Annotated in this window: 22 protein-coding genes and 1 pseudogene; 13 read left to right on the top strand and 10 right to left on the bottom strand. The window is 66.6% G+C overall.

Translation table 11 applies throughout. The features are described from left to right. The first annotated feature begins 231 nt into the window (after positions 1-231). From SCNU_RS15300 to SCNU_RS15285, 4 genes are read left to right on the top strand one after another with little or no spacing between them, the layout of a single operon-like run. A complete protein-coding gene (locus tag SCNU_RS15300; RefSeq protein WP_009680299.1) occupies positions 232-582 on the top strand; it encodes a rhodanese-like domain-containing protein in 351 nt (116 codons plus the stop codon). After that, the gene (locus SCNU_RS15295) at positions 582-1,535 is read left to right on the top strand and encodes a DUF4328 domain-containing protein (protein ID WP_040518582.1); all 954 of its coding nucleotides are present in this window, start codon (positions 582-584) and stop codon (positions 1,533-1,535) included. The genes SCNU_RS15300 and SCNU_RS15295 overlap by 1 nt, the downstream gene beginning before the upstream one ends. Beyond that, on the top strand, positions 1,532-2,320 hold the full coding sequence (locus tag SCNU_RS15290; protein ID WP_009680297.1) for a glycerophosphodiester phosphodiesterase family protein: 789 nt from the start codon (positions 1,532-1,534) through the stop codon (positions 2,318-2,320). The genes SCNU_RS15295 and SCNU_RS15290 overlap by 4 nt, the downstream gene beginning before the upstream one ends. Before the next feature lie 60 nt (positions 2,321-2,380). Then, positions 2,381-3,346 (top strand): DUF5926 family protein, encoded by a 966-nt coding sequence (locus SCNU_RS15285; RefSeq protein ID WP_009680296.1) that lies wholly within the window; start codon positions 2,381-2,383, stop codon positions 3,344-3,346. A 24-nt stretch (positions 3,347-3,370) separates the two neighbouring features. Here the strand turns inward: SCNU_RS15285 and SCNU_RS15280 are convergent, their stop codons facing one another. Both SCNU_RS15280 and SCNU_RS15275 read right to left on the bottom strand, forming a co-directional pair. After that, entirely contained in the window at positions 3,371-3,916 is a 546-nt protein-coding gene (locus tag SCNU_RS15280) for a ferritin (RefSeq protein ID WP_009680295.1), read from the bottom strand. A gap of 21 nt (positions 3,917-3,937) precedes the next feature. After that, on the bottom strand, positions 3,938-5,041 hold the full coding sequence (locus SCNU_RS15275; protein WP_238526460.1) for an LCP family protein: 1,104 nt from the start codon (positions 5,039-5,041) through the stop codon (positions 3,938-3,940). 433 nt (positions 5,042-5,474) lie between these two features. Here SCNU_RS15275 and SCNU_RS15270 point away from each other — a divergent pair, with 433 nt between their 5' ends. After that, on the top strand, positions 5,475-7,127 hold the full coding sequence (locus SCNU_RS15270) for an MFS transporter (protein ID WP_009680293.1): 1,653 nt from the start codon (positions 5,475-5,477) through the stop codon (positions 7,125-7,127). Position 7,128: 1 nt separating this feature from the next. On the opposite strand, the gene SCNU_RS15265 is transcribed toward SCNU_RS15270, so the two are convergent. Then, on the bottom strand, positions 7,129-7,515 hold the full coding sequence (locus SCNU_RS15265) for a hypothetical protein (protein ID WP_238526459.1): 387 nt from the start codon (positions 7,513-7,515) through the stop codon (positions 7,129-7,131). Positions 7,516-8,192: 677 nt separating this feature from the next. On the opposite strand from SCNU_RS15265, the gene SCNU_RS15260 reads away from it, so the two are divergent. From SCNU_RS15260 to dps, 3 genes are read left to right on the top strand one after another with little or no spacing between them, the layout of a single operon-like run. After that, entirely contained in the window at positions 8,193-8,837 is a 645-nt protein-coding gene (locus tag SCNU_RS15260; protein ID WP_009680291.1) for a type 1 glutamine amidotransferase domain-containing protein, read from the top strand. 60 nt (positions 8,838-8,897) lie between these two features. Then, complete coding sequence (locus SCNU_RS15255) at positions 8,898-9,224, top strand: hypothetical protein (RefSeq protein ID WP_009680290.1); 327 nt, start codon at positions 8,898-8,900, stop codon at positions 9,222-9,224. 41 nt (positions 9,225-9,265) lie between these two features. Then, complete coding sequence (gene dps, locus SCNU_RS15250) at positions 9,266-9,820, top strand: DNA starvation/stationary phase protection protein Dps (protein WP_009680289.1); 555 nt, start codon at positions 9,266-9,268, stop codon at positions 9,818-9,820. A 100-nt stretch (positions 9,821-9,920) separates the two neighbouring features. On the opposite strand, the gene SCNU_RS15245 is transcribed toward dps, so the two are convergent. Then, the gene (locus tag SCNU_RS15245; RefSeq protein ID WP_009680288.1) at positions 9,921-10,151 is read right to left on the bottom strand and encodes a hypothetical protein; all 231 of its coding nucleotides are present in this window, start codon (positions 10,149-10,151) and stop codon (positions 9,921-9,923) included. A gap of 229 nt (positions 10,152-10,380) precedes the next feature. Between SCNU_RS15245 and SCNU_RS15240 the strand changes: the two genes are divergently transcribed. Further along, positions 10,381-10,593: a hypothetical protein gene (locus SCNU_RS15240; RefSeq protein ID WP_009680287.1), complete on the top strand. Its 213-nt coding sequence runs from the start codon at positions 10,381-10,383 to the stop codon at positions 10,591-10,593. A 99-nt stretch (positions 10,594-10,692) separates the two neighbouring features. Next, positions 10,693-10,950 carry a hypothetical protein gene (locus tag SCNU_RS15235; RefSeq protein ID WP_009680286.1) on the top strand — a complete coding sequence of 86 codons (258 nt, stop codon included), beginning with the start codon at positions 10,693-10,695 and terminating at the stop codon, positions 10,948-10,950. Positions 10,951-11,048: 98 nt separating this feature from the next. Here the strand turns inward: SCNU_RS15235 and SCNU_RS15230 are convergent, their stop codons facing one another. The 4 genes from SCNU_RS15230 to SCNU_RS15215 all read right to left on the bottom strand — a co-directional run bounded on the left by SCNU_RS15230 (position 11,049) and on the right by SCNU_RS15215 (position 14,232). Continuing rightward, positions 11,049-11,672, bottom strand: coding sequence for a PAS and ANTAR domain-containing protein (locus tag SCNU_RS15230; protein ID WP_009680285.1), 624 nt, complete (start codon positions 11,670-11,672; stop codon positions 11,049-11,051). A gap of 291 nt (positions 11,673-11,963) precedes the next feature. Beyond that, on the bottom strand, positions 11,964-12,821 hold the full coding sequence (locus SCNU_RS15225) for a SigB/SigF/SigG family RNA polymerase sigma factor (RefSeq protein WP_238526462.1): 858 nt from the start codon (positions 12,819-12,821) through the stop codon (positions 11,964-11,966). A 90-nt stretch (positions 12,822-12,911) separates the two neighbouring features. Beyond that, positions 12,912-13,340, bottom strand: coding sequence for a ChaB family protein (locus tag SCNU_RS15220; RefSeq protein WP_009680283.1), 429 nt, complete (start codon positions 13,338-13,340; stop codon positions 12,912-12,914). A 22-nt stretch (positions 13,341-13,362) separates the two neighbouring features. Then, on the bottom strand, positions 13,363-14,232 hold the full coding sequence (locus tag SCNU_RS15215) for an SDR family oxidoreductase (protein ID WP_040518577.1): 870 nt from the start codon (positions 14,230-14,232) through the stop codon (positions 13,363-13,365). Positions 14,233-14,613: 381 nt separating this feature from the next. On the opposite strand from SCNU_RS15215, the pseudogene SCNU_RS15210 reads away from it, so the two are divergent. The 3 genes and pseudogenes from SCNU_RS15210 (at position 14,614) to SCNU_RS15200 (ending at position 16,364) form a co-directional block, all read left to right on the top strand. Beyond that, positions 14,614-15,655, top strand: a pseudogene (locus tag SCNU_RS15210) (alpha/beta hydrolase fold domain-containing protein). Further along, positions 15,552-15,881, top strand: a complete 330-nt coding sequence (locus SCNU_RS15205; protein ID WP_420795026.1) for an ectoine synthase — start codon at positions 15,552-15,554, stop codon at positions 15,879-15,881. The pseudogene SCNU_RS15210 and the gene SCNU_RS15205 overlap by 104 nt, the downstream one beginning before the upstream one ends. Positions 15,882-16,001: 120 nt before the next feature. Further along, a complete protein-coding gene (locus SCNU_RS15200; protein WP_009680279.1) occupies positions 16,002-16,364 on the top strand; it encodes a VOC family protein in 363 nt (120 codons plus the stop codon). Between the two features lie 119 nt (positions 16,365-16,483). On the opposite strand, the gene SCNU_RS15195 is transcribed toward SCNU_RS15200, so the two are convergent. After that, the gene (locus SCNU_RS15195) at positions 16,484-17,311 is read right to left on the bottom strand and encodes a hypothetical protein (protein WP_009680278.1); all 828 of its coding nucleotides are present in this window, start codon (positions 17,309-17,311) and stop codon (positions 16,484-16,486) included. 62 nt (positions 17,312-17,373) lie between these two features. Continuing rightward, positions 17,374-17,763, bottom strand: a complete 390-nt coding sequence (locus tag SCNU_RS15190; protein ID WP_009680277.1) for a PPOX class F420-dependent oxidoreductase — start codon at positions 17,761-17,763, stop codon at positions 17,374-17,376. Positions 17,764-17,789 lie beyond the last annotated feature (26 nt).

Raw genomic sequence — 17,789 nt, 5'->3', positions numbered from 1 at the left:
CCCTTATCCACAAATCCACAGCGTTGTCCACAGTGTCCGGGGTGGCTGTGGGTATCTGGGGATCGGACCGCGTCGACGGGCCTGTGGATGAATTTATGCATATCTGCATAGGCCGAAGATCCCGGGCGCGGCGGCATGTCTGTGATAGCGCTGAAGGGCCCGGGGCTCGGCGGGAGTCGGCCGCTCGCAGTCCCTGCCGGTCGCACTTGTGGGAACATGGGAACGGTGAGCATGGACGAGATCGAGACGGTGGCCGTCGCCGACCTGCCGGACGACTTCAGCGGCGTCACAGACAAGATCCTCCTCGATGTTCGTGAGAACTATGAGTGGGAGGAAGGCCATGTGCGCGGCGCCGTCCACATCCCGCTCGACGACGTACCCGCCCGCATCGACGAGATCGACCTGAACGCCGAGCTCCTCGTCGTCTGCCGTACCAGCGGGCGGTCGTTCCGGTTGCTGCAGTACCTGGCGATGCGTGGCATCGACGGAACCTGCGTCGAGGGCGGAATGGTCGCCTGGCAGGCGGCCGAGAAGCCGGTCGACACCGGTACCGAGGGGATGTACGGGAGCGCAGACGCCTGATGCTCGACGTCTGTCCCAACTGTCGGATCCAGGCGCCGCATCGCGAGGGGCGCGGCATGTGCCCGCGGTGCGGTGGTCGCTTGATGCTCGTCGACGAGCAGGGCCGAGTGGTGCCCGCCCAGCAACAGCGGAACGCCACGCCGCCGAGACCGCAGCGTGTGCCGCTGCGCTGGGTAGCGGATCGTCCGGTCGAGGCCCGGCCGACTTCGGCGCCCGTGCGAGTCGTCGAGGCGCGACCGACTCCGTTCTACCGATTCATTCCGCGCTGGGGGCTGTCGGACGTCCCGCCGGTCACCGCGCAGGAAGGTCTCGAGCGCGAGACTCCGGACGTCTCCGAGACGCTCTCGCGGACGCTCCGGTTGACGTCGTACATGCTCGCCGCTGCGGCCGTCGCTCACCTGATCCGCTATCTCATCGCGGTCGTGAATCGATCGACGCCGATACCGATGTGGCTCGACCTGCTCTCGGGGGCCGCGGTGCTGGTGTTCGGGGTGTTCGCCTTCGTCGCGATGCTGGTCTCGCTCGTGGCGTTCGTCCGCTGGCTGATCCCCACGAGAGCCGAGATGTATCGGGCGGCCGACCGCCGCGATCCGCGGCCCACGCGCAATCGGATCCTGCTGGCGGCGCTGCCGTTGGTCAACGTCGTCGGCGCGCCGCTGCTGCTGACCGAGGCGGCCCTGTCGGGTGACCGCGCGGAGTCCGCGGTCGACCGCATCAAACGGCTCGGCCTCGCATGGGCCCTCGTCAACGTGGCCGCGCTCGTTGCCGTCGGCTATCGGATCGCGGCGTGGACCAGCGACTCGGTACAGGTGAGCGCCGACGCGCTCGCGGTCGTGACGTTCTCCCTCGCGGTGTCCGCGGTCTTCGCACACTGGGTCGGTCCTCGCCTGATCACCGTGCTCACCGGTCCGATCGGTCGCGGCGAGTCTCAGCGGCGGCTGGTGGTCGCATGAACGCGTCCGGCATCTCCCGCTCAGGCAAACCCGCGGTCGTCGCACATCGTGGCGCCTCCGGGGAGCTAGCCGAGCACACGCTGGCGGCGTACGAGCTGGCGCTGGCGCAGGGGGCCGACGGCCTCGAGTGCGATGTCCGGCTGACTGCGGACGAAGAGCTAGTCTGCATCCACGACCGGACCGTCGACCGCACCTCCGATGCGAGCGGAGTGGTCAGTGAACTGACGCTTCCGCAGCTGCGCGAATTCGACTTCGGGTCGTGGCACTCGGGCGGCGCGCCGGCGTCGGTTCTCACGCTCCGCGAGCTGCTCACGCTGACGCTCGACTGGCATCGGCCGGTGCGACTGTTCATCGAGACCAAGCACCCGGTGCGGTTCGGCAGCCTGGTGGAACTGAAATTGCTCGAGATGCTGCACGATTTCGGCGTCGGCGCGCCGCCGTCCGCCGATCACAGTCGCGCGGTGGTGATCTCCTTTTCAGCCGCGGGGGTCTGGCGGGTCCGCCGGACCGCGCCGATGCTCCCGACGATCCTGCTCGGCGACACCGCCCGCATCATCGGCGGCACCGCGGCGACGGCGGTCGGTGCGACCGGCGTCGGGCCGTCCATCGCCACGCTGCGCACGCATCCGGATCTGGTGGACCGGGCCGCGGCCGCCGGACGCGTCACCTATGCCTGGACGTGCGACGAACAGGCCGACGTGCAACTGTGCGCCGACCTCGGCGTGCGGTGGCTGGCGACGAACTACCCGGCGCGAGTCCGGGACTGGCTGGTCACCGTCGACTGACGTCCGTCGAATCCGGTACCGCACCGTCGTCGGAGCCCGCTCAGATGAGAGGCTAGGACCATGGGAAAGAAGAGCAAGCGCGGCAGTGGCCCGCGCCCGGGAAGCAACCGTGCCGAGCGCGTCGCCGCGCGTAAGGCCCGGCAGGAGGCCGCACTCGCCGCGCCGGCGCGGCCGTTCGCGGGACTGAAAGCCGAATGCGACCTGGTGGCGCTGCGCGCCTTCATCGCATCGGCCACCGCGCGGGTCCCCTTCGCCGACTCGTTCGGCGCCGCCCACGAAGTCGACTTCGCGACGATCCTTCCGGGTGCGGTCCCGGCGGAGGTCCGGCTCCGCGACGCGGCGGTGTTCGGGGAGCGCGGTGCCGCGCCCGCCGATGCCGACGGCAAGGTGACACAGGGGCTGGCGGCGCTCCAGACCAATCCCGAGCCGACCGATCTGGCGGGCTCGCTGGCCGGCGCCCTGACCTGGGCCGCGGCCGCAGCTGACGGCGACACCTACGCCGGCGCGACGGTGGATCGGCCGCTGACCGAGATCATCGACCCGGAGGCGGACCTCGAAGTCGTGGTCTACGAGGACTTCGGGTGGTGGTTCGCAGAGGACGCGGCGGTCCCGACCGAGCTCTCGATGATGCTGGACCGGGCCAACGAGACGATCCTGCCGACCGCGCGCCTGCATCCGGCCAGCGGCGTCGGGGCACCGTGGTGGGTCGACGCCGGCGACCGTGCACATCTGCGGTGGGTGCGGCCGGAGGACGAGACCGCCCTCATGAACGCGCTGGCGCGCGTCCACGCCGCCGGGCACCTCACTCTCGGCGAGGGCTCCCGATTCGCCGGATCGTTCCGCACCCACGGCCTCGTGGTCCCCGTCTTCGACCTCGACGTCGAGGCACACCACGAGGAGTGGCACCAGGGTGTCGAGGAGTTCGACGCGCGCCTCACCGAAGCGCTCGCCGATTCGTCGGAGCTGACCGCCGCGGAGCGGAGCTCGCGCGCCGGGATCATCGGCAGGCAGGTGACTCTGCGATAGGTCCGCGGCGGGCGGTGACCGCTTCTACAGATTCCCGCCCGCGGCGGGCGGCTCGGCCGGATCGGCGGGCGCGCCACCGTTGTTGACTTCGCGTTCCACGAAGTTCTCGAGGTCGAAGATGTTGCCGTTGGCCCGGTCGGCGATGGTCTGGAGCGTCGTGATGGTCGCGACCTCCTCCACCTGCTCCTTCAGGAACCACTGCATGAACTGTTCGCCGAGGTAGTCGCCGCTGTCGCGGGCGGTCTTCGCCAGATCCACGATCTGCTGAGTCACGACCTTCTCCTGCTGCAGCGCGAGCTCGATCGGGCCCTGGTAGTCGTCGAACTCGGTGATCGGGGCGGCAGCCGCGGGGACCTTCACGTCGATGTCCCGGTCCAGGAAGTACTGGATGATCATCATCGCGTGATTGCGCTCTTCCACGGACTGCGCGTAGAAGTGCTTCGCGAGCTGCGGCATGTCGTGGTTGTCGTAGTAGACCGCCAGCGCGATGTACTGCTGGGAGGCGGAGAACTCGTTGCTGATCTGGTCGTGCAGTAGTTGATGGAACGACGTGCGCGGCGTATCGGTCATGCCGACGAGTCTAGAGGCTGCTCACGACACGGCACCGGCACCCGAGGTCAGGAGGTTCGCAGGCACCTCCTGGCCGCGGGCGACGTAATCGAAGAACTGCTTCGTGGTGTCGCCCGGGATCAGCGAGTCGCCGTCGTCGGTGTACTCGTCGCCGTCGGCGGGGGCTGTCGTCGTGACGGGGTCGCCACTGATCTTGTACGCGAGCCAGGCGAGATTCCAGATGTGGTCGCCGTTGTCGACGGTGACCGCGTCCACCGCGCCGCTCACGAACGGGAAGAGCCGGAACGGATTCAGCAGCACGCCGGGGCTCGTGGCCTTGGACATCAGCGCGGCGAGGAACTTGCGCTGGTTGACCACGCGCTCCAGGTCGGCGTTGGGGAAGGCGCGGGTCCGCACGAGACCGAGCGCCTGGGTGCCGTTCAGCGTCTGGCACCCGGCCTCGAGGTTCAGGCCGGCCTTCGGATCGTGCAGCGGCTGGTCGAGGCACATCTCGACGCCGCCGACTGAGTCGACGAGGCTGTCGAATCCACCGAAGCCGATCTCCGCGTAGTGGTCGATGTGGACGCCGGTGAACTCCTCGACGGTCTGCACCAACAGGTTGGGGCCGCCGTTGTTGAACGCGGCGTTGATCTTGTGGCTGCCCATGCCGGGGATCGGCACGTACATGTCGCGGGGGATGCTGATGAGCATCGGCTTCCCGGATGGCGGGAGGTGGGCCATCATGATCGTGTCCGTCCGGGCGCCGTCGGCGTCGCCGGTCGCCAGGTTCTTCTTCTGTTCGCTGGTGAGACCGTCGCGGGAGTCGGTGCCGACGATGAGCCAGTTGGTGCCCGGGGTGTCGCCGATCCGGCCGGCGTACGCGGACAGTGCATCGACGCGGTGCAGCTTGCCGTCGTAGTAGAAGAGCATCGCGATCGGCGTGATCACCAGCAGGAGAAGGATTACGAGCAGGATCCGGCCGAGCCGAAGACGACGCCGCTTGCGGGGCTTCGGGGCGGGTGCGGCGCGGCCCCGCCGACGCGGCGGTGCGGGCGGTGGGGTGCTGCGACCGCGGTCGTCGGGCCGACGCGGAGGGGGCCTGCCGCCGGGGCGCGGCTGCGGGCTCCGGCGTGGATCGGCTGGCACGGGCTCGGGCTGCTGGCGTGGCGCGTATCCCGCGGGTGCGGCGCCTGCCGGAGCGGCTGAGCGTGGTCGACGCGGGGGTGCCTGCGAGGGCGGGGGCGCCTGCGGGGGGACTGGAGCGCGGCGTTGAACGCGAGGGTCGGGTTCCTGCGACCACGCCAGCGGGGGTCGGTACCCGGGCTGCGGCGGCCCGGACACTCGACGGGTCGGCGCCTGTGGGGCCGGGCCGCCGTGCGGTCGCCGCTGGTGCGGCGGCTCAGGTCGCTGCGAGTTCACCTCTGACACGCTACCGGCGGATGCTGACCTGACGCTGAGGGTGAGGCGTGTGCGACTCGCCGGCGTCGGTCGAACGACGGACACACCTTCGCGTCAGTCTTAAGTTTGATCTTCGCGCGAGGGTCCGGTCGGGCCGCCAGAACTCTGATTCAATCCAGTCATGACAGACGCCTCGACGGATTCCGCGACTCAGGTCGCCGCACCGACACCGCGTGAATGGTTCGGACTCGCGGTGCTCTCCGTCGGTCTGGGACTGATCGTGCTCGATGGGACGATCGTCGGTGTCGCGCTGCCGACGATCATCAGCGACTTGAATCTCGATCTGACCGACGCGCAGTGGGTCAACAGCCTCTACGCTGTGGTGCTCGCCGCGCTCCTGCTGTCCACCGGGCGTCTCGCCGACCGATGGGGCCGCAAACGCCTGTTCCTGTTCGGCTTGGCGGTGTTCGTCGGCGGCAGCGTGCTCGCCGCGGCCTCCGGATCAGCAGGCACGTTGATCGGTGCGCGAGCCGTTCAAGCCGTGGGCGCCGCGTTCATCATGCCGTCGACCCTGTCGACGGTGAACGCGGTGTTCCGCGGACCGTATCGAGCGGCGGCCTTCGGTGTCTGGGGTGCGGTGATCTCCGGTGCCGCAGCAGTCGGCCCGCTCGCCGGCGGTGCGCTGACGCAATGGGCGTCCTGGCACTGGATCTTCCTCGTGAACCTGCCGCTCGGCGTTCTCGTCGGAGTCGCGGCGCTGTTCACGGTGCCCGAGTCCAGAGGCACGTCGAACCGTCCGGGCGCTGACGTCGACGGGGCACTGCTCAGCATGATCGGTTTCGGTGCACTCGTCTTCGGGGTCATCGAAGGCCCGGACCTAGGCTGGTGGGCCCCGATCGGGGAGCTGACGGTGTTCGGGTGGACCTGGCCGCCGGGTGCGCCGGTCTCCGCGGTCCCGGTCGCCTTCGCGGTCGCCGCCTGTGCCCTGGCCCTCTTCATCCTCTGGGAGGGTCACCGCCGGAAGAACGGCAGGTCTGCGCTGCTCAACCTTCAGTTGTTCACCCTCCCCACGTTCTCGTGGGGGAACCTCACCGCGGCGACGGTGGCGGTCGGCGAGTTCGGCATCATCTTCGCGCTGCCGCTCTATCTGATGAATGCGCTCGGTCTCGACGTGATGGAGGCGGGACTCGTCCTCGCCGCGATGGCGATCGGCGCGTTCGCCTCCGGCGCGATGGCGCGACATCTCGCCGCCCGTTTCGGCGCCACCACGACTGTGCTCATCGGCCTCGGGCTGGAGGTGGCCGGCGTCCTCGTCCTGGTGCTCATCATCGGCGGGGCGGCCTCCGGCTGGGTGATCGCGCTTCCGCTCATCGTGTACGGCCTCGGCCTCGGGCTCGCCTCGGCCCAGCTCACCGGCACGGTTCTGCGCGACGTGCCGGTCGCGGACTCGGGACAGGCCTCGGCCACGCAGAGCACCGTCCGGCAGATCGGCTCGGCGCTGGGCACCGCCTTCGCCGGCGCCGCCCTGTCGGTGGCACTCGCGACGACCCTGCCCGCGTCGCTCAGCGACTCCGGATTCAGCGGTCCGCACGCCGACCAGGTGGCCGATGCGACCCGCGAATCCGCCGGCACCACCATCTCCGTCCTGCGCGAGCAGGGCGCGCGCAGTCCGCTCGGCGACCACACCGACGCCGCTGTCCATGCCCTGTCCGACGGGTTCGCCGATGCGACTCGGTGGGCGATGGTCGTCGCGGTCCTCTTCCTCGGCCTCGGCCTGGTCGGTGCCGCCCGCCTGCGTCGGGCCGCCCGCTCGTCCACCCGATTCCGCGACTGAATCAGAGGTCGCGGTGCGGGAGAGACGATGGAGATGGGGCGACGACGACCCCGTGGGACGGACCGTCGGCGGTGCTGGAATCCTTCGGCTCTCGTCGCGTCTGGTCGGTGCGGACTGCAGCGGCCAGACCGTCCGGATCGGTGTGGAACGTGACCTCTCCCGTGTCGGTGTCGACGCGGGCTGTCAGCGGTGCAGAGAGGATCTCGCCACCGGCGAGTAGGACAGTCATTCGGGACTGGGCGATCGTGATCTCGCTCGAATCGATGTATGCCATGAAGACGCTAGTCCATTCGTATGCCGCGATCACTACGGGTATGTCGGCTCCTGGGGCGGTCCTAGGCGTTTCGTCGTGTAGATGGGGTGACCGGATGGTGCTCGTGTCAAACATGGGCCAACGGTTGAAGACAGTCGAATGGGCGGCGGAGAAGCCGACGGTGACTGGCGTCGCACAGTGACAGCTGTGACGTGTTGCGGTCCCGGACTGCTGCTGCCCAGTGTTTCTGGGACCGAAGAAGCAATCGGTGGAGTCAAGCCGGCGTGATCGCGTTCCTTATCGATGAGCCGGTGAACGCCATACGTCGGCTGTCACGTACGAACTGCACCTCGAGAAAATCAACCGGAAAGTGGCGAACGGCGACTACGACGCACTCAGCGACATGGCCCGATGCCAATCGGCACCGCACATGGCTTCCGGGCAGGTATCCCGTATTCGGCATCGGATGCTCCTTCTCTTCGACGTTGCGGTCGTCGTGGGGTCGGCTACCCGGATCGGGTGGTTTCCAAACTGCAGGCGATGGTGATTCGGGTCGTCGGCATCGGGGTAACCAAGAAGCCGACGAACCGGAACGACGGGATTGCGAACGGGCGGTGGGCTGATTCGACGACACATCGCACGGACCCTTCGTCCTTCACGTCCGCGGGATCATCTCCCGGTGTCGTCCTGTCGGTTTCGGCCCTGACGCCGCTGGACAGGTGCGATGGGTAGTTCGCCGCGTGTTTGGTCTCCCCTGGCTCGGGGTAGTCATGTCCTACCCGGACCAACTGTCAACCTGGAAGGAGATCGCCATGACAGTCCGTGACCACGATTCCGGCTTGGCCTCCGAGACCGCCTCGCGTACACCGCTCGACGCCGAAGCCGACCCCGACTTGAGCGGCCTCGTCGTCGCGTTCCTCGTGGCTCCGGAGGGCGCCGAGGAACGCGAGCTGACCACTCCGTGGCGGACCGTGCGCGAGGCCGGCGGAACACCGATGCTGGTCTCGACGGTCGGCGGCAACGTGCAGACCTTCCATCACCTGGACAGAGCCGCGTCCCATCCGGTCGACGAAGTGCTCGACAACGTGGATGGCGCCGAGTTCGATGCGTTGGTTCTGCCGGGCGGAGTGGCGAATCCGGACTTTCTGCGAACAGTCGGCCCGGCAGTCGCCTTCGTCGCACGGTTCTTGGAGACCGGGCGGCCGGTCGCCGCGATCTGCCACGCGCCGTGGATCCTCATCGAGACCGGATTGATCGGGGGTCGACGGCTGACATCGTGGCCGAGCCTTCGCACTGATCTCCTCAATGCAGGCGCTACCTGGGAGGACGGTCCGGTCGTCGTGTGCGATTCGGGCCCGGGGCCGCTGATCACCAGCCGCAAACCCGAAGACCTGCCGGCATTCGACGAGGCGCTCATACACCGGTTCGCAGTCTCTGGCCCTGGACGGACGTCCTGACTCGGCGCTGATGGAGGATCAATGCGACACACCGAACACACTCCAGGCGGAGGACCTCCGATGGCGGGAGACCATCTCAGCGTTGCCACAGTGCGGCCGCTGAAGGCGCTCGGACTCGTCGGATACGCCTTCGCACTGATCACGGTGGCGCTCATCGGCGCCACAATTGCGGCGGCAGCCGCCGACACCGCACTCACCGCCTGGATCGTCGCGACAGTGATCTGCGCGGCTATCACCGTTGCGTGCCTGGGATGGTCGCGGACCCGGCTGCAGACCCATTACGCCCGCGATCGCCCACAGCACGATCCGTTGATCCCGGAGACGACAGCTGAAGAGGTCGCTGAGTACGAGGAGATTCATCATCCACGACGCCGGCGTCGCCGGTAGCCGCCACTACCCCCAGTTCGACTGAATATTGAGGAGAAAGCATGTCGCTCACCAGCACTGAACAGCCCGAGGTCGGAGGTCTCTCGCGAACCGAATCCGGCACTCTGGCAGACATTCTGCAGCACCGGCTCAGTTCTCTCATCGACCTTCACCTGACCCTGAAGCACGTCCATTGGAATGTAGTCGGGCCGAACTTCATCGGTGTGCACGAGATGCTCGACCCGCAGACCGCGACGATTCGAGAGTTCGCCGACGTGCTGGCCGAGCGCATCGCGACGCTCGGCAACTCGCCCGATGGGACGTCGCGCGGCATCGCGCAGAACCGGAACTGGGACGACTACGACGTCGGCAGGGATACCGTCCAGGCGCATCTGGCGGCGCTCGACCTCGTTTACACAGGCGTGATCGGATCGCACCGCGACGCGATCGCGGAGACCGGAAGGATCGACCCCGTCACCGAAGACGTGCTGATCGGGCAGACTCGCGAACTCGAACAGTTCCAGTGGTTCATTCGCGCACATCTGGAGGACAGCTCCGGCAACCTCGCGCACTCGGGCGCACACACCGAAATCGGGGCCGCTGACGCGGCTCGCTGAGCTGGTTTCAACCACACATTCGACTGAGCGACACGAAGCGGCGGCACCGTGTGACCACGGTGCCGCCGACCTATGTCGCCTACTGCGGACTTTGCGCGACTCAGGTGAGGCGCGACCTCAGTAGCTTCTTGCCCATCTCCGCGCCCTTGAGGCTGTCACTGCGAGCCTTCGTGAACAGTTCCACGGTCTCGTGATCTCCGTCGCGTTCGGCGTCAGCGATGAAGGTGTCCATCCGGAGCGCGTTGGACAGACACTTCTCCACATACCAGACCAAGTTGTAGGTCTTGTCTCGCGTTCCGGTGACTTCTCCGGATTCAGTCGATGCAGTCATGCTCTCCTCCTCACGTCAGTCGTTCTCCAGAAGCCTGAAGGCCTCTGGTCTGCTGGGTTCCCAACGACCCCCGGGAGCAAACCCCGTGACGCCTCCTGGGCGATGGATCGTCGTCGACATCGCCCACCGCCTCCCCAGAACAGGGCCCGCAGTCCGGGTTTCGGCGCGAACGACCCGGGTACCCAAAGATCGTGGGGAGAACGCCCCACCTTAGGGAAGGAGAGTTCTCATGGCAGATCCGAACAACCCCGGCCAGTTCGGCAACCGGTCTGACACAGAGGAACAGGCGCGCAAGGGCGGTGAGTCCAGCCCCGGCCAGTTCGGTTCGTCTGAAGGCGCCGACCCGCAGGAGGCGGGCCGAAAGGGCGCAGAGAACGAGCCTCACGAGGCAAAGGTCCGCGGCGGCGAGCACAGCCACGGCGGCGGTGGCGGTCAGGACTGATTCTCCTGACTGTCGTCGGCGGGCGGAGTCAGCGCTCCGTCCGCCGCCTTCTACTCCACCGGCAATCCCCACATCAGCGACTCTTGAAGGAGAACGGTCATGGCGATCTGCGACATCTGCGGGAACGACTACAAGCACGCGCTGCTGATCTCAGTCGAAGGCCGCGAGGGACGCGGCGTCTACGACAGCTTCGAATGCGCCATCGCGGGCCATGCGCCCCGATGCACAATCTGCGACACCGCGATCATCGGGCACGGTGTGCAGTCGGACGGCAGGGTGTACTGCTGCGTGCATTGCGCGCAGCAGGCAGGCGACAGGCAACTCATCGATCGGGTCGGAACCGCGACATTCGACTGATCGGCGACACAGCCGGACGTCGACTGGCGCACCGCACATGGCTTCCTGACAGGAGCCCGCATTCATCGGCTCCGGAAGGCCGGCGCAGAGCTGGGAGGTTACCGTCGACCGAGCACGATGAGGTCGAAGTCGCTTCGCGTCTCCTGAGGCACATCGGCATTGCGGACCGCTGATTCGACGATCAGGGCGCACAGGTCCTTCAACTTGATGTTCTCCTGTTGCGACCGCCATCGGAGGACGTCGAACGCGTGCCCTGCGGAGACGCCGTATATCACCATGAGCATTCCTTTCGCCTGCTCGATCGTCGCGTGCGACTGCCGGAAGTCCTCGATGTGAGCTGCGACTTGGTCACGCACGGCATCGTCGGCGGGGGTGAGGTCGACGTAGTAGCCCTCGGTTCCGATGGGCGTGTCTGAGTCGTCGCCGAATGTTCGGCCGATCACGGTCACGTCGTGTTCCCGGCCCTGGATGTCGATGATGCGGTGCCGACTGGACAAGTGAGTGTGCTCTCGGTTCGCCCGGGTGAGCTTCTCCTCGAACGCACCGCGGTCGTCGGGATGCTTGTGACTGACGATGAGTTCGGTTGTGGGAACTACGCTGCCGGGCTCGTACCCGTGCATGCGTGCCACCTCGTCAGACCACAGCCACTCGTCACTGGCGAACAGATAGCGGAAACTGCCCACACGCGAGTCGTCGTGGGGCGAGTCCACAGCATCGGTCATGTGCAAACCTCTTCTCGAGATCGGTCACGATGCGCCGAGCAAGGACCTGTCCGGCGTGAGGGTTTGACAATGACCAACATCTACCACGGGACCGCAGGGGTGGGAGAAGTTCACAGGGACCGGGTGCCGTCGCCGACCGTCACTGCACCCGCGGAGACTGAGATCACGGCACACCAGGGCACCGATTGCGAGCCGCGTTCTCGCCACCGAAGGACGCGGGCGATGAGAGAGGGGCGCCCGTACGCTGATTTCGCGGATAGCGTCGGAGAACTCCCTCGCAGTCGAGGACCCTCACGCGATCTGGGCGTACAGCTGGCCCAGAGAGGCCGTCAGCAGGCGTGAGACGTGCATCTGCGAGATGCCCATCCGGCGAGCGATGTCACTCTGTGTGCGTTGCTCGAAGAACCGCATACCGAGAATCTTGCGATCGCGTTCGGGCAATCGACGCACCGCCGGCCGGAGTGCGAGAGCTCGGTCCACATGCGCGTATCCGGGGTCGTCGGATCCCAGAACATCGAGCAACGCACGCTCGTCGTCGCTCCCGGAACCATCGAGCGAGACACTGGCCTGCGCGATTGCCGCAGCTCGTGCGCGGGACACCGCGGTCGGCGTCTCACCGAGGATCTTGGCAACCTCCGTGTCGTCTGGACTGCGGCCGTGCTTCTGTTCGAACTGTTCCTCCGCGAGCCGAATCCGGCTACGGAGTTCACCGGCGCTGCGGGGCATCCGAATCGACGCGGAATGATCCCGGAAATGACGCTTGACTTCGCCCATGACCGTCGGAATCGCGAACGATAGAAAATCGGTTCCTTGCGTGGGATCGAATCGGTCGACAGCGTGCACCAGACCCAGCCGGGCCACCTGTTCGAGGTCGTCGAAGGCCTCACCGCGTTCACGATAACGTTGGGCGATGTGCTTGGCCAACGGCAGGCACGCCACGATTGCGTCGTTCCGAAGCCGGTCACGCCGGGGGTCTGTCGGGGAACACCTCAGTCGTTCCTGAAGCAGTTCCCGGACATGCGTATACTGGTCGTTCGTCATTCTGCAGAGCTCCTGAATCGCCTTGCGGCGGCGGCCCCTGCGTCGGACCCTTATGGCCCTGACCAGGCCTCGCCGATGAAAGAAACTTCGACGAGAGCAAAACACCATGCCGCTCAATCGTCTCTGTGGGAACTCAGCTGTGCGTTCAACCGAGTGGCTCCGACTCTACTGACTCCTCATGCCGCGAACAAGCGATTGTCAGCTCGTCTTGCGGGCTTTACGTGTGGCGCGCCGATTAGCGTCCTCGATGGCGTCCACCAGTTCGGCCTTCCGCATCCGCGAGCGCCCGCGGATCTCCAGCCGGCGTGCGACGTCCATCAGGTGGCTCTTGCTTGCGTTCGCGTCGACGCCACCCGCACTCGTGCCCGACGGGTTTGGACCGCCGCTCTCGTCGCGGGAATCCGACGGCCCCCGCTGACTCTTCGTCTCCCAGTGGTCGCCCACCTTCTCGTAGGAGTGCTTCAAAGCGCTGTAAGCGACTCGGTGAGCGCGTTGCTCGGAGCCGTACTCGCGCAGCGCCGCGTCGTGGGCTTCAGCGAAGGTTCGCTGGGCTTTCGCCGACGATCGTTTGATCGTGTCGGGCAGCTCCGACTTGACCGGCGCACCCTTCTCATCGGTTTTCGGCATCGCATCTCACCTTTCTTTCGAATCAGCCGGGCAGGGTCTCGCCGCCGGTGGGGGCAAGAACCTCTCCCGTGTAGTACGAGGACGATTGGTCGGCGGCGAAGAACACGTAGGAGGGCGCGATCTCGTCCGGTTCGGCGGCACGGCCGTATGGGGCCTGGCTTCCGAAGCCTTCGACCTGGTCGGGAGGCATTGTGGCAGGGATCAACGGGGTCCAGACGGGGCCGGGAGCGACGCAGTTGACCCGGATTTCGCGGTCCATCAGGGCTTGCGCGAGCGAGAACGTCAAGGCGTGGACCGCGCCCTTGGCGGCTGAGTAGTCGATGAGTCGGCTGTTGCCGCGGAGCCCGTTGACCGATCCCGTGTTGATCACGGTTCCGCCTGGTGTCAGATGATCGAGTGCGGCCTGCGTGAGGTGAAAGATCGCTGCGATGTCGACGGCGAACGTGCGGTCCCATTGCTCGGTCGTCAACTCGGCGAAATCCTCGACGACCTCCTGAGTGGCGGCGTTGTTCACCAACAGGTCGAGTCCTCCGAGTTCTTCGACGGTGAGATCCACGACGCGGCGGCATTGCTCTGCGTCCGCGAGATCCGCGCGCAATGCACAACCATGCGCTCCGGCCGCCTCGACCAGATGGACGGTGTGTTCGGCGTCGGCGTCCTCGGATAGGTAGACCACGGCGACGTCGGCCCCCTCTTTGGCGAAGGCGACCGCGACAGCTCGACCGATACCCGAGTCGCCGCCGGTGATCAACGCTCGACGACCGCCGAGGAGCCCCCGGCCGACGTAGTCTCGCATCTCGTCCCTGGGCTGCGGGGTCATTCCCGACGTCTCACCCGGGTAGCGCATGGTCTGTCGCGGCGCCCCTCGGAAGTCATCGTTGCTTGCGTTCATAGACGACAGGTTCCCGGTCCGCCCGCATTCAAACCTCGATCAGCGATCCCCGTCCACGGCTCTCCCAGCGACTTCGACGACGAGCACGTCGTCCGAGAGGCGACCTACAGCCGGCGATGGCACCAGCGCCGACTCATGTTCGACGACTACGACGGCTGAGTCCGCCTCACCGCACCTCGCCCCCGAGAAGCACTACGGGACGTTTGATGGCTGCGAATGTTTCACTGCCGAGTTGATCGGGCACCCCTACCAAGCGTGAGGAGATGAACCGCGTGCCAGACCACAGCATTTTGCCCTGCAACCCCGACGGAGGCACCGCCTACCCGGCTGACCAGTGCCGCTGTGGCCCCACTGGCTTTCAGCAGTGAGGAGATAGCGCTGATGGTTTCACTTCGCGCCAGGCTGATCATTCTCCGCCTGCGGCTGCAACGGAGGAAACGCTTCTATTCCAGCGCCGTGACGATGCGACGGAATCTGTCCTCACACCAGTCCCGACAGCGGGCGCAGCCTCCGAACTGGATGCGCCGACGCTATCGGATCACGGAGTCGAGGATCGACGACCACGCCTGTTTCACGCTGTCACCCGGGCAGGGCATCCGATCGCCGATCCACATCTTCCATATGCACGGAGGCGGATTCGTCGAATCGCCTGAGCCCCATCACTGGCGTTTCGCTGCGAGATTGGTCGACTGTCTCGGATGCCGGTACACCCTGCCGATGTACCCACTGGCGCCGGAGCATGACCATTCGACGATTGTGCCCATGGTCGAGAACGCCTATCACCGTTCGGTGGCAGGATCATCGGCTGCCCACCGCGTGGTCGTCGGCGACTCCGCAGGCGGAACGCTCGCGCTGCTCCTGACTCGGCATCTGCGCGAGCGTGACATGGAGCAACCGTCCGGGGTCGTGTTGTTGTCCCCGTGGATAGACCTGGCGACCGACGATCCGATGTCTAGAGTGATCGATCCGGTCGACCCCGAGCTGGGGGTGACCGGGCTCCGCCAAGCCGGCCGGTGGTTCGCCGGAACCCGAGACCTCGACGACCCGGAGGTGAGCCCGGCGTTCGGTGCCCTCGACGGCTCGGCACCGGTCGTCGTGTTCGTCGGCGACCGTGACATCTTGCTGCCGGATGCTCGACGCATCAAGCGACTCGGCGATGCGGCGGGAGTCGAAGTCGACCTGTATGAGTACTCGGGCATGTTTCACAACTGGATCATGCAACCGATTCCCGAAGGCCGCAGAGCCATCGATCAGTTGCTCACATTCATCGACATCCACCAGAGGAGAACCATCTCATGATCGTCCGAAGCACTGGCGAGATCTCCGGCACCGACAGGGAGGTTCACGGCGAGACGTGGGTGTCCAAGCGAATCATCCTCGCCGACGACGGTGTCGGATTCTCCCATCACGAGACCACAGTTGAGCCGAACACCGAGACGCCGCTCCACTATCCCGACTACATCGAGGCCGTCTGGCTGATCGATGGTCGCGGGACCCTCGTCGACCGTGACAATCACCGTACCTATCGACTCGAGCCGGGAACGATGTACCTCCTCGACGGGCACGAGCGTCATTCGATCATCGCGAAGACGACGCTCCGGATGTATTGCGTATTCGCGCCTGCCGTGCCACCCCGCGCCGCCGAGTAGAGCCACAGTCCACTGAGGCGTCTTTCCAGGAGTTTCTGCGCAGGCTTACCTGCACCGGTTCAGCCGAGGTTTGACGGCGTCCGTCGTGGGGAACTCTCCGGCATCGAGAGGAGAACAGCAATGCTGGTTCTGAAGACTGACTGGCCCTGCGTGCTGTTCGCGGGAGATGTCGAACAGTTGGCGCAGTTCTGGCAGAGAGCACTGCACCTGTCTCTCGGTCGACAACGCGATAACCAGGTCGAACTGGTCAACGATGGCCAACGGGTACTCATGGTCATCCGACGTGTCATGCCTCCACGACCGCGGGTCCGCATCAGGCTGACTGCCTTTGACGCACGAGATGTCGGCGCTGCAGTTGAGCGTCTGGTCAGACTCGGAGCGTCCACCCAGAAGGGGCCCTACTCCACTGCTGGGCGCGCCACGGTGACCGATCCACACGGCAACATCATTGAGATCACCACCACGAACATGCCGCAAACCTGATATCAGCGCGCCAAGAGTCGCCCCGTCGGGTCATCGAGCCGCCCCACAATGATGTGAACCGAGCCGCCGCACCTCAGTTGCAGCGGCGGCTGCTCATGCGCGAGACGTGTCGTACCGAGTCAAGTCGCCGCCCGAACCCCGTCGGACATGGCGACCGTCACCGCACCGGCGACGGCGGCGGCGAACGCGACGACGGTGACCGCACCCCAACCCGGTTGCGTCGTGTCGCCGAGCAGAGCCGCTCCGACGATCCCGGGCACGACCGTCTCCCCGACGGCGAGTGCGGCGGCCGCCGATGCAACGCTCCCGGCCTGCAGCGCGACGGTGAACAGGTAGAAGCCGCCCGGTCCGCAGACCAGGACCGCGTACGCGGCGGGGTCGGTCAGCAGCGCGGGGAGATCGAACGGCGTGATTCCGTCGACGATCCGCACGCCGACCGCCATCAGACCGAACAGGACGCCCGACGACATCGCGGCGGTGAGAGCGAGCCAGCGGGCACCTTCGCCGGGTCGGATCACGACGCCGACCAGCCCGCACGCGAGCAGCACCAGGCCGATCGCGAGCAGACCCCAGTGGAGGGCGGCGCCGGGGTCGTCGTGACCCTCGGCGCCGGCGGTGAGTCCGAGGGTGAGAAGGGAGAGCATCACGACGGCGATGCCCGCGATGTCGCGTCGGGTCAGCGAGACCTTCAGGATCGCTGCGGCGAGGACCGCGGTGACCACCAGGTTCGCGCTGATGATCGGCTGCGACAGGAACAGCGGAATGTTCCGGGAGGCGACCGCGGTGGCGACGAAGCCGATGCCGTCCAATGCCATTCCGGTGAGGAAAAGCGGCCGCAGCATCGCCGACAGCGCGGTGTCCGTCGACGACGCGGCATGCGCCTGCAGCACCGATGCGGTGCCGAAGGCGAGGGCCGCGACCACGGCCGCGAGGAGTCCGATCGTCATGGCAGTGGCCGCCGTCTTGTCGTGCCCGGCCTGATCAATGCCGGAAGCGCAGGGCTCTCAGCCTACTGGCGGCTCACCCTAGTCGGGCGCACGACGTAGACGATCCGGTGTTCGACGTCGCCGGGCGGACCGTCCATCGGCAGCCCGTAACGGTCGGCGAGCGCGGCGAACACGGCGCCCGACGAGTCATCGTCGATGCGATCGACGGTTCCGCGAACCTCGAGGTAGCGGTACGGCTGATCCGGGTCGTTGATCGAGAGGGCGACGTCCGGATGGGCTGTCACGTTGCGGTACTTCTGCCGGACGGTGGTGTTGGTGAAGTAGACGAACTCGCCGTCCCAGGAGAACCACATCGGGTTGACCTGCGGTGTTCCGTCGGGGCGGATCGTCGCGAGATGGGCGTACAGGGGACGGTCGAGGAGATCTCGGTGGGTCTCCGGGATGACTGACACGACGGCCGCCTTTCTGTCGGGGAGGT

It is taken from the genome of Gordonia neofelifaecis NRRL B-59395 (assembly GCF_000192435.1).
Lineage (GTDB): Bacteria > Actinomycetota > Actinomycetes > Mycobacteriales > Mycobacteriaceae > Gordonia > Gordonia neofelifaecis.
This window is presented reverse-complemented; position numbering and strand designations above follow the sequence as displayed.

Bases quoted from the DNA above. Each gene is read 5' to 3' on its own strand.
- SCNU_RS15285 (WP_009680296.1), top strand. From the start codon at position 2,381: ATGGGAAAGAAGAGCAAGCGCGGCAGTGGCCCGCGCCCGGGAAGCAAC.
- SCNU_RS15280 (WP_009680295.1), bottom strand. From the start codon at position 3,916: ATGACCGATACGCCGCGCACGTCGTTCCATCAACTACTGCACGACCAG.
- SCNU_RS15255 (WP_009680290.1), top strand. From the start codon at position 8,898: ATGGCGGGAGACCATCTCAGCGTTGCCACAGTGCGGCCGCTGAAGGCG.
- SCNU_RS15215 (WP_040518577.1), bottom strand. From the start codon at position 14,232: ATGAACGCAAGCAACGATGACTTCCGAGGGGCGCCGCGACAGACCATG.
- SCNU_RS15295 (WP_040518582.1), top strand. From the start codon at position 582: ATGCTCGACGTCTGTCCCAACTGTCGGATCCAGGCGCCGCATCGCGAG.
- SCNU_RS15290 (WP_009680297.1), top strand. From the start codon at position 1,532: ATGAACGCGTCCGGCATCTCCCGCTCAGGCAAACCCGCGGTCGTCGCA.
- SCNU_RS15300 (WP_009680299.1), top strand. From the start codon at position 232: ATGGACGAGATCGAGACGGTGGCCGTCGCCGACCTGCCGGACGACTTC.
- SCNU_RS15260 (WP_009680291.1), top strand. From the start codon at position 8,193: ATGACAGTCCGTGACCACGATTCCGGCTTGGCCTCCGAGACCGCCTCG.
- SCNU_RS15235 (WP_009680286.1), top strand. From the start codon at position 10,693: ATGGCGATCTGCGACATCTGCGGGAACGACTACAAGCACGCGCTGCTG.
- SCNU_RS15225 (WP_238526462.1), bottom strand. From the start codon at position 12,821: ATGGTGTTTTGCTCTCGTCGAAGTTTCTTTCATCGGCGAGGCCTGGTC.
- SCNU_RS15270 (WP_009680293.1), top strand. From the start codon at position 5,475: ATGACAGACGCCTCGACGGATTCCGCGACTCAGGTCGCCGCACCGACA.
- SCNU_RS15245 (WP_009680288.1), bottom strand. From the start codon at position 10,151: ATGACTGCATCGACTGAATCCGGAGAAGTCACCGGAACGCGAGACAAG.
- dps (WP_009680289.1), top strand. From the start codon at position 9,266: ATGTCGCTCACCAGCACTGAACAGCCCGAGGTCGGAGGTCTCTCGCGA.
- SCNU_RS15240 (WP_009680287.1), top strand. From the start codon at position 10,381: ATGGCAGATCCGAACAACCCCGGCCAGTTCGGCAACCGGTCTGACACA.
- SCNU_RS15220 (WP_009680283.1), bottom strand. From the start codon at position 13,340: ATGCCGAAAACCGATGAGAAGGGTGCGCCGGTCAAGTCGGAGCTGCCC.
- SCNU_RS15195 (WP_009680278.1), bottom strand. From the start codon at position 17,311: ATGACGATCGGACTCCTCGCGGCCGTGGTCGCGGCCCTCGCCTTCGGC.
- SCNU_RS15200 (WP_009680279.1), top strand. From the start codon at position 16,002: ATGCTGGTTCTGAAGACTGACTGGCCCTGCGTGCTGTTCGCGGGAGAT.
- SCNU_RS15230 (WP_009680285.1), bottom strand. From the start codon at position 11,672: ATGACCGATGCTGTGGACTCGCCCCACGACGACTCGCGTGTGGGCAGT.
- SCNU_RS15265 (WP_238526459.1), bottom strand. From the start codon at position 7,515: ATGTTTGACACGAGCACCATCCGGTCACCCCATCTACACGACGAAACG.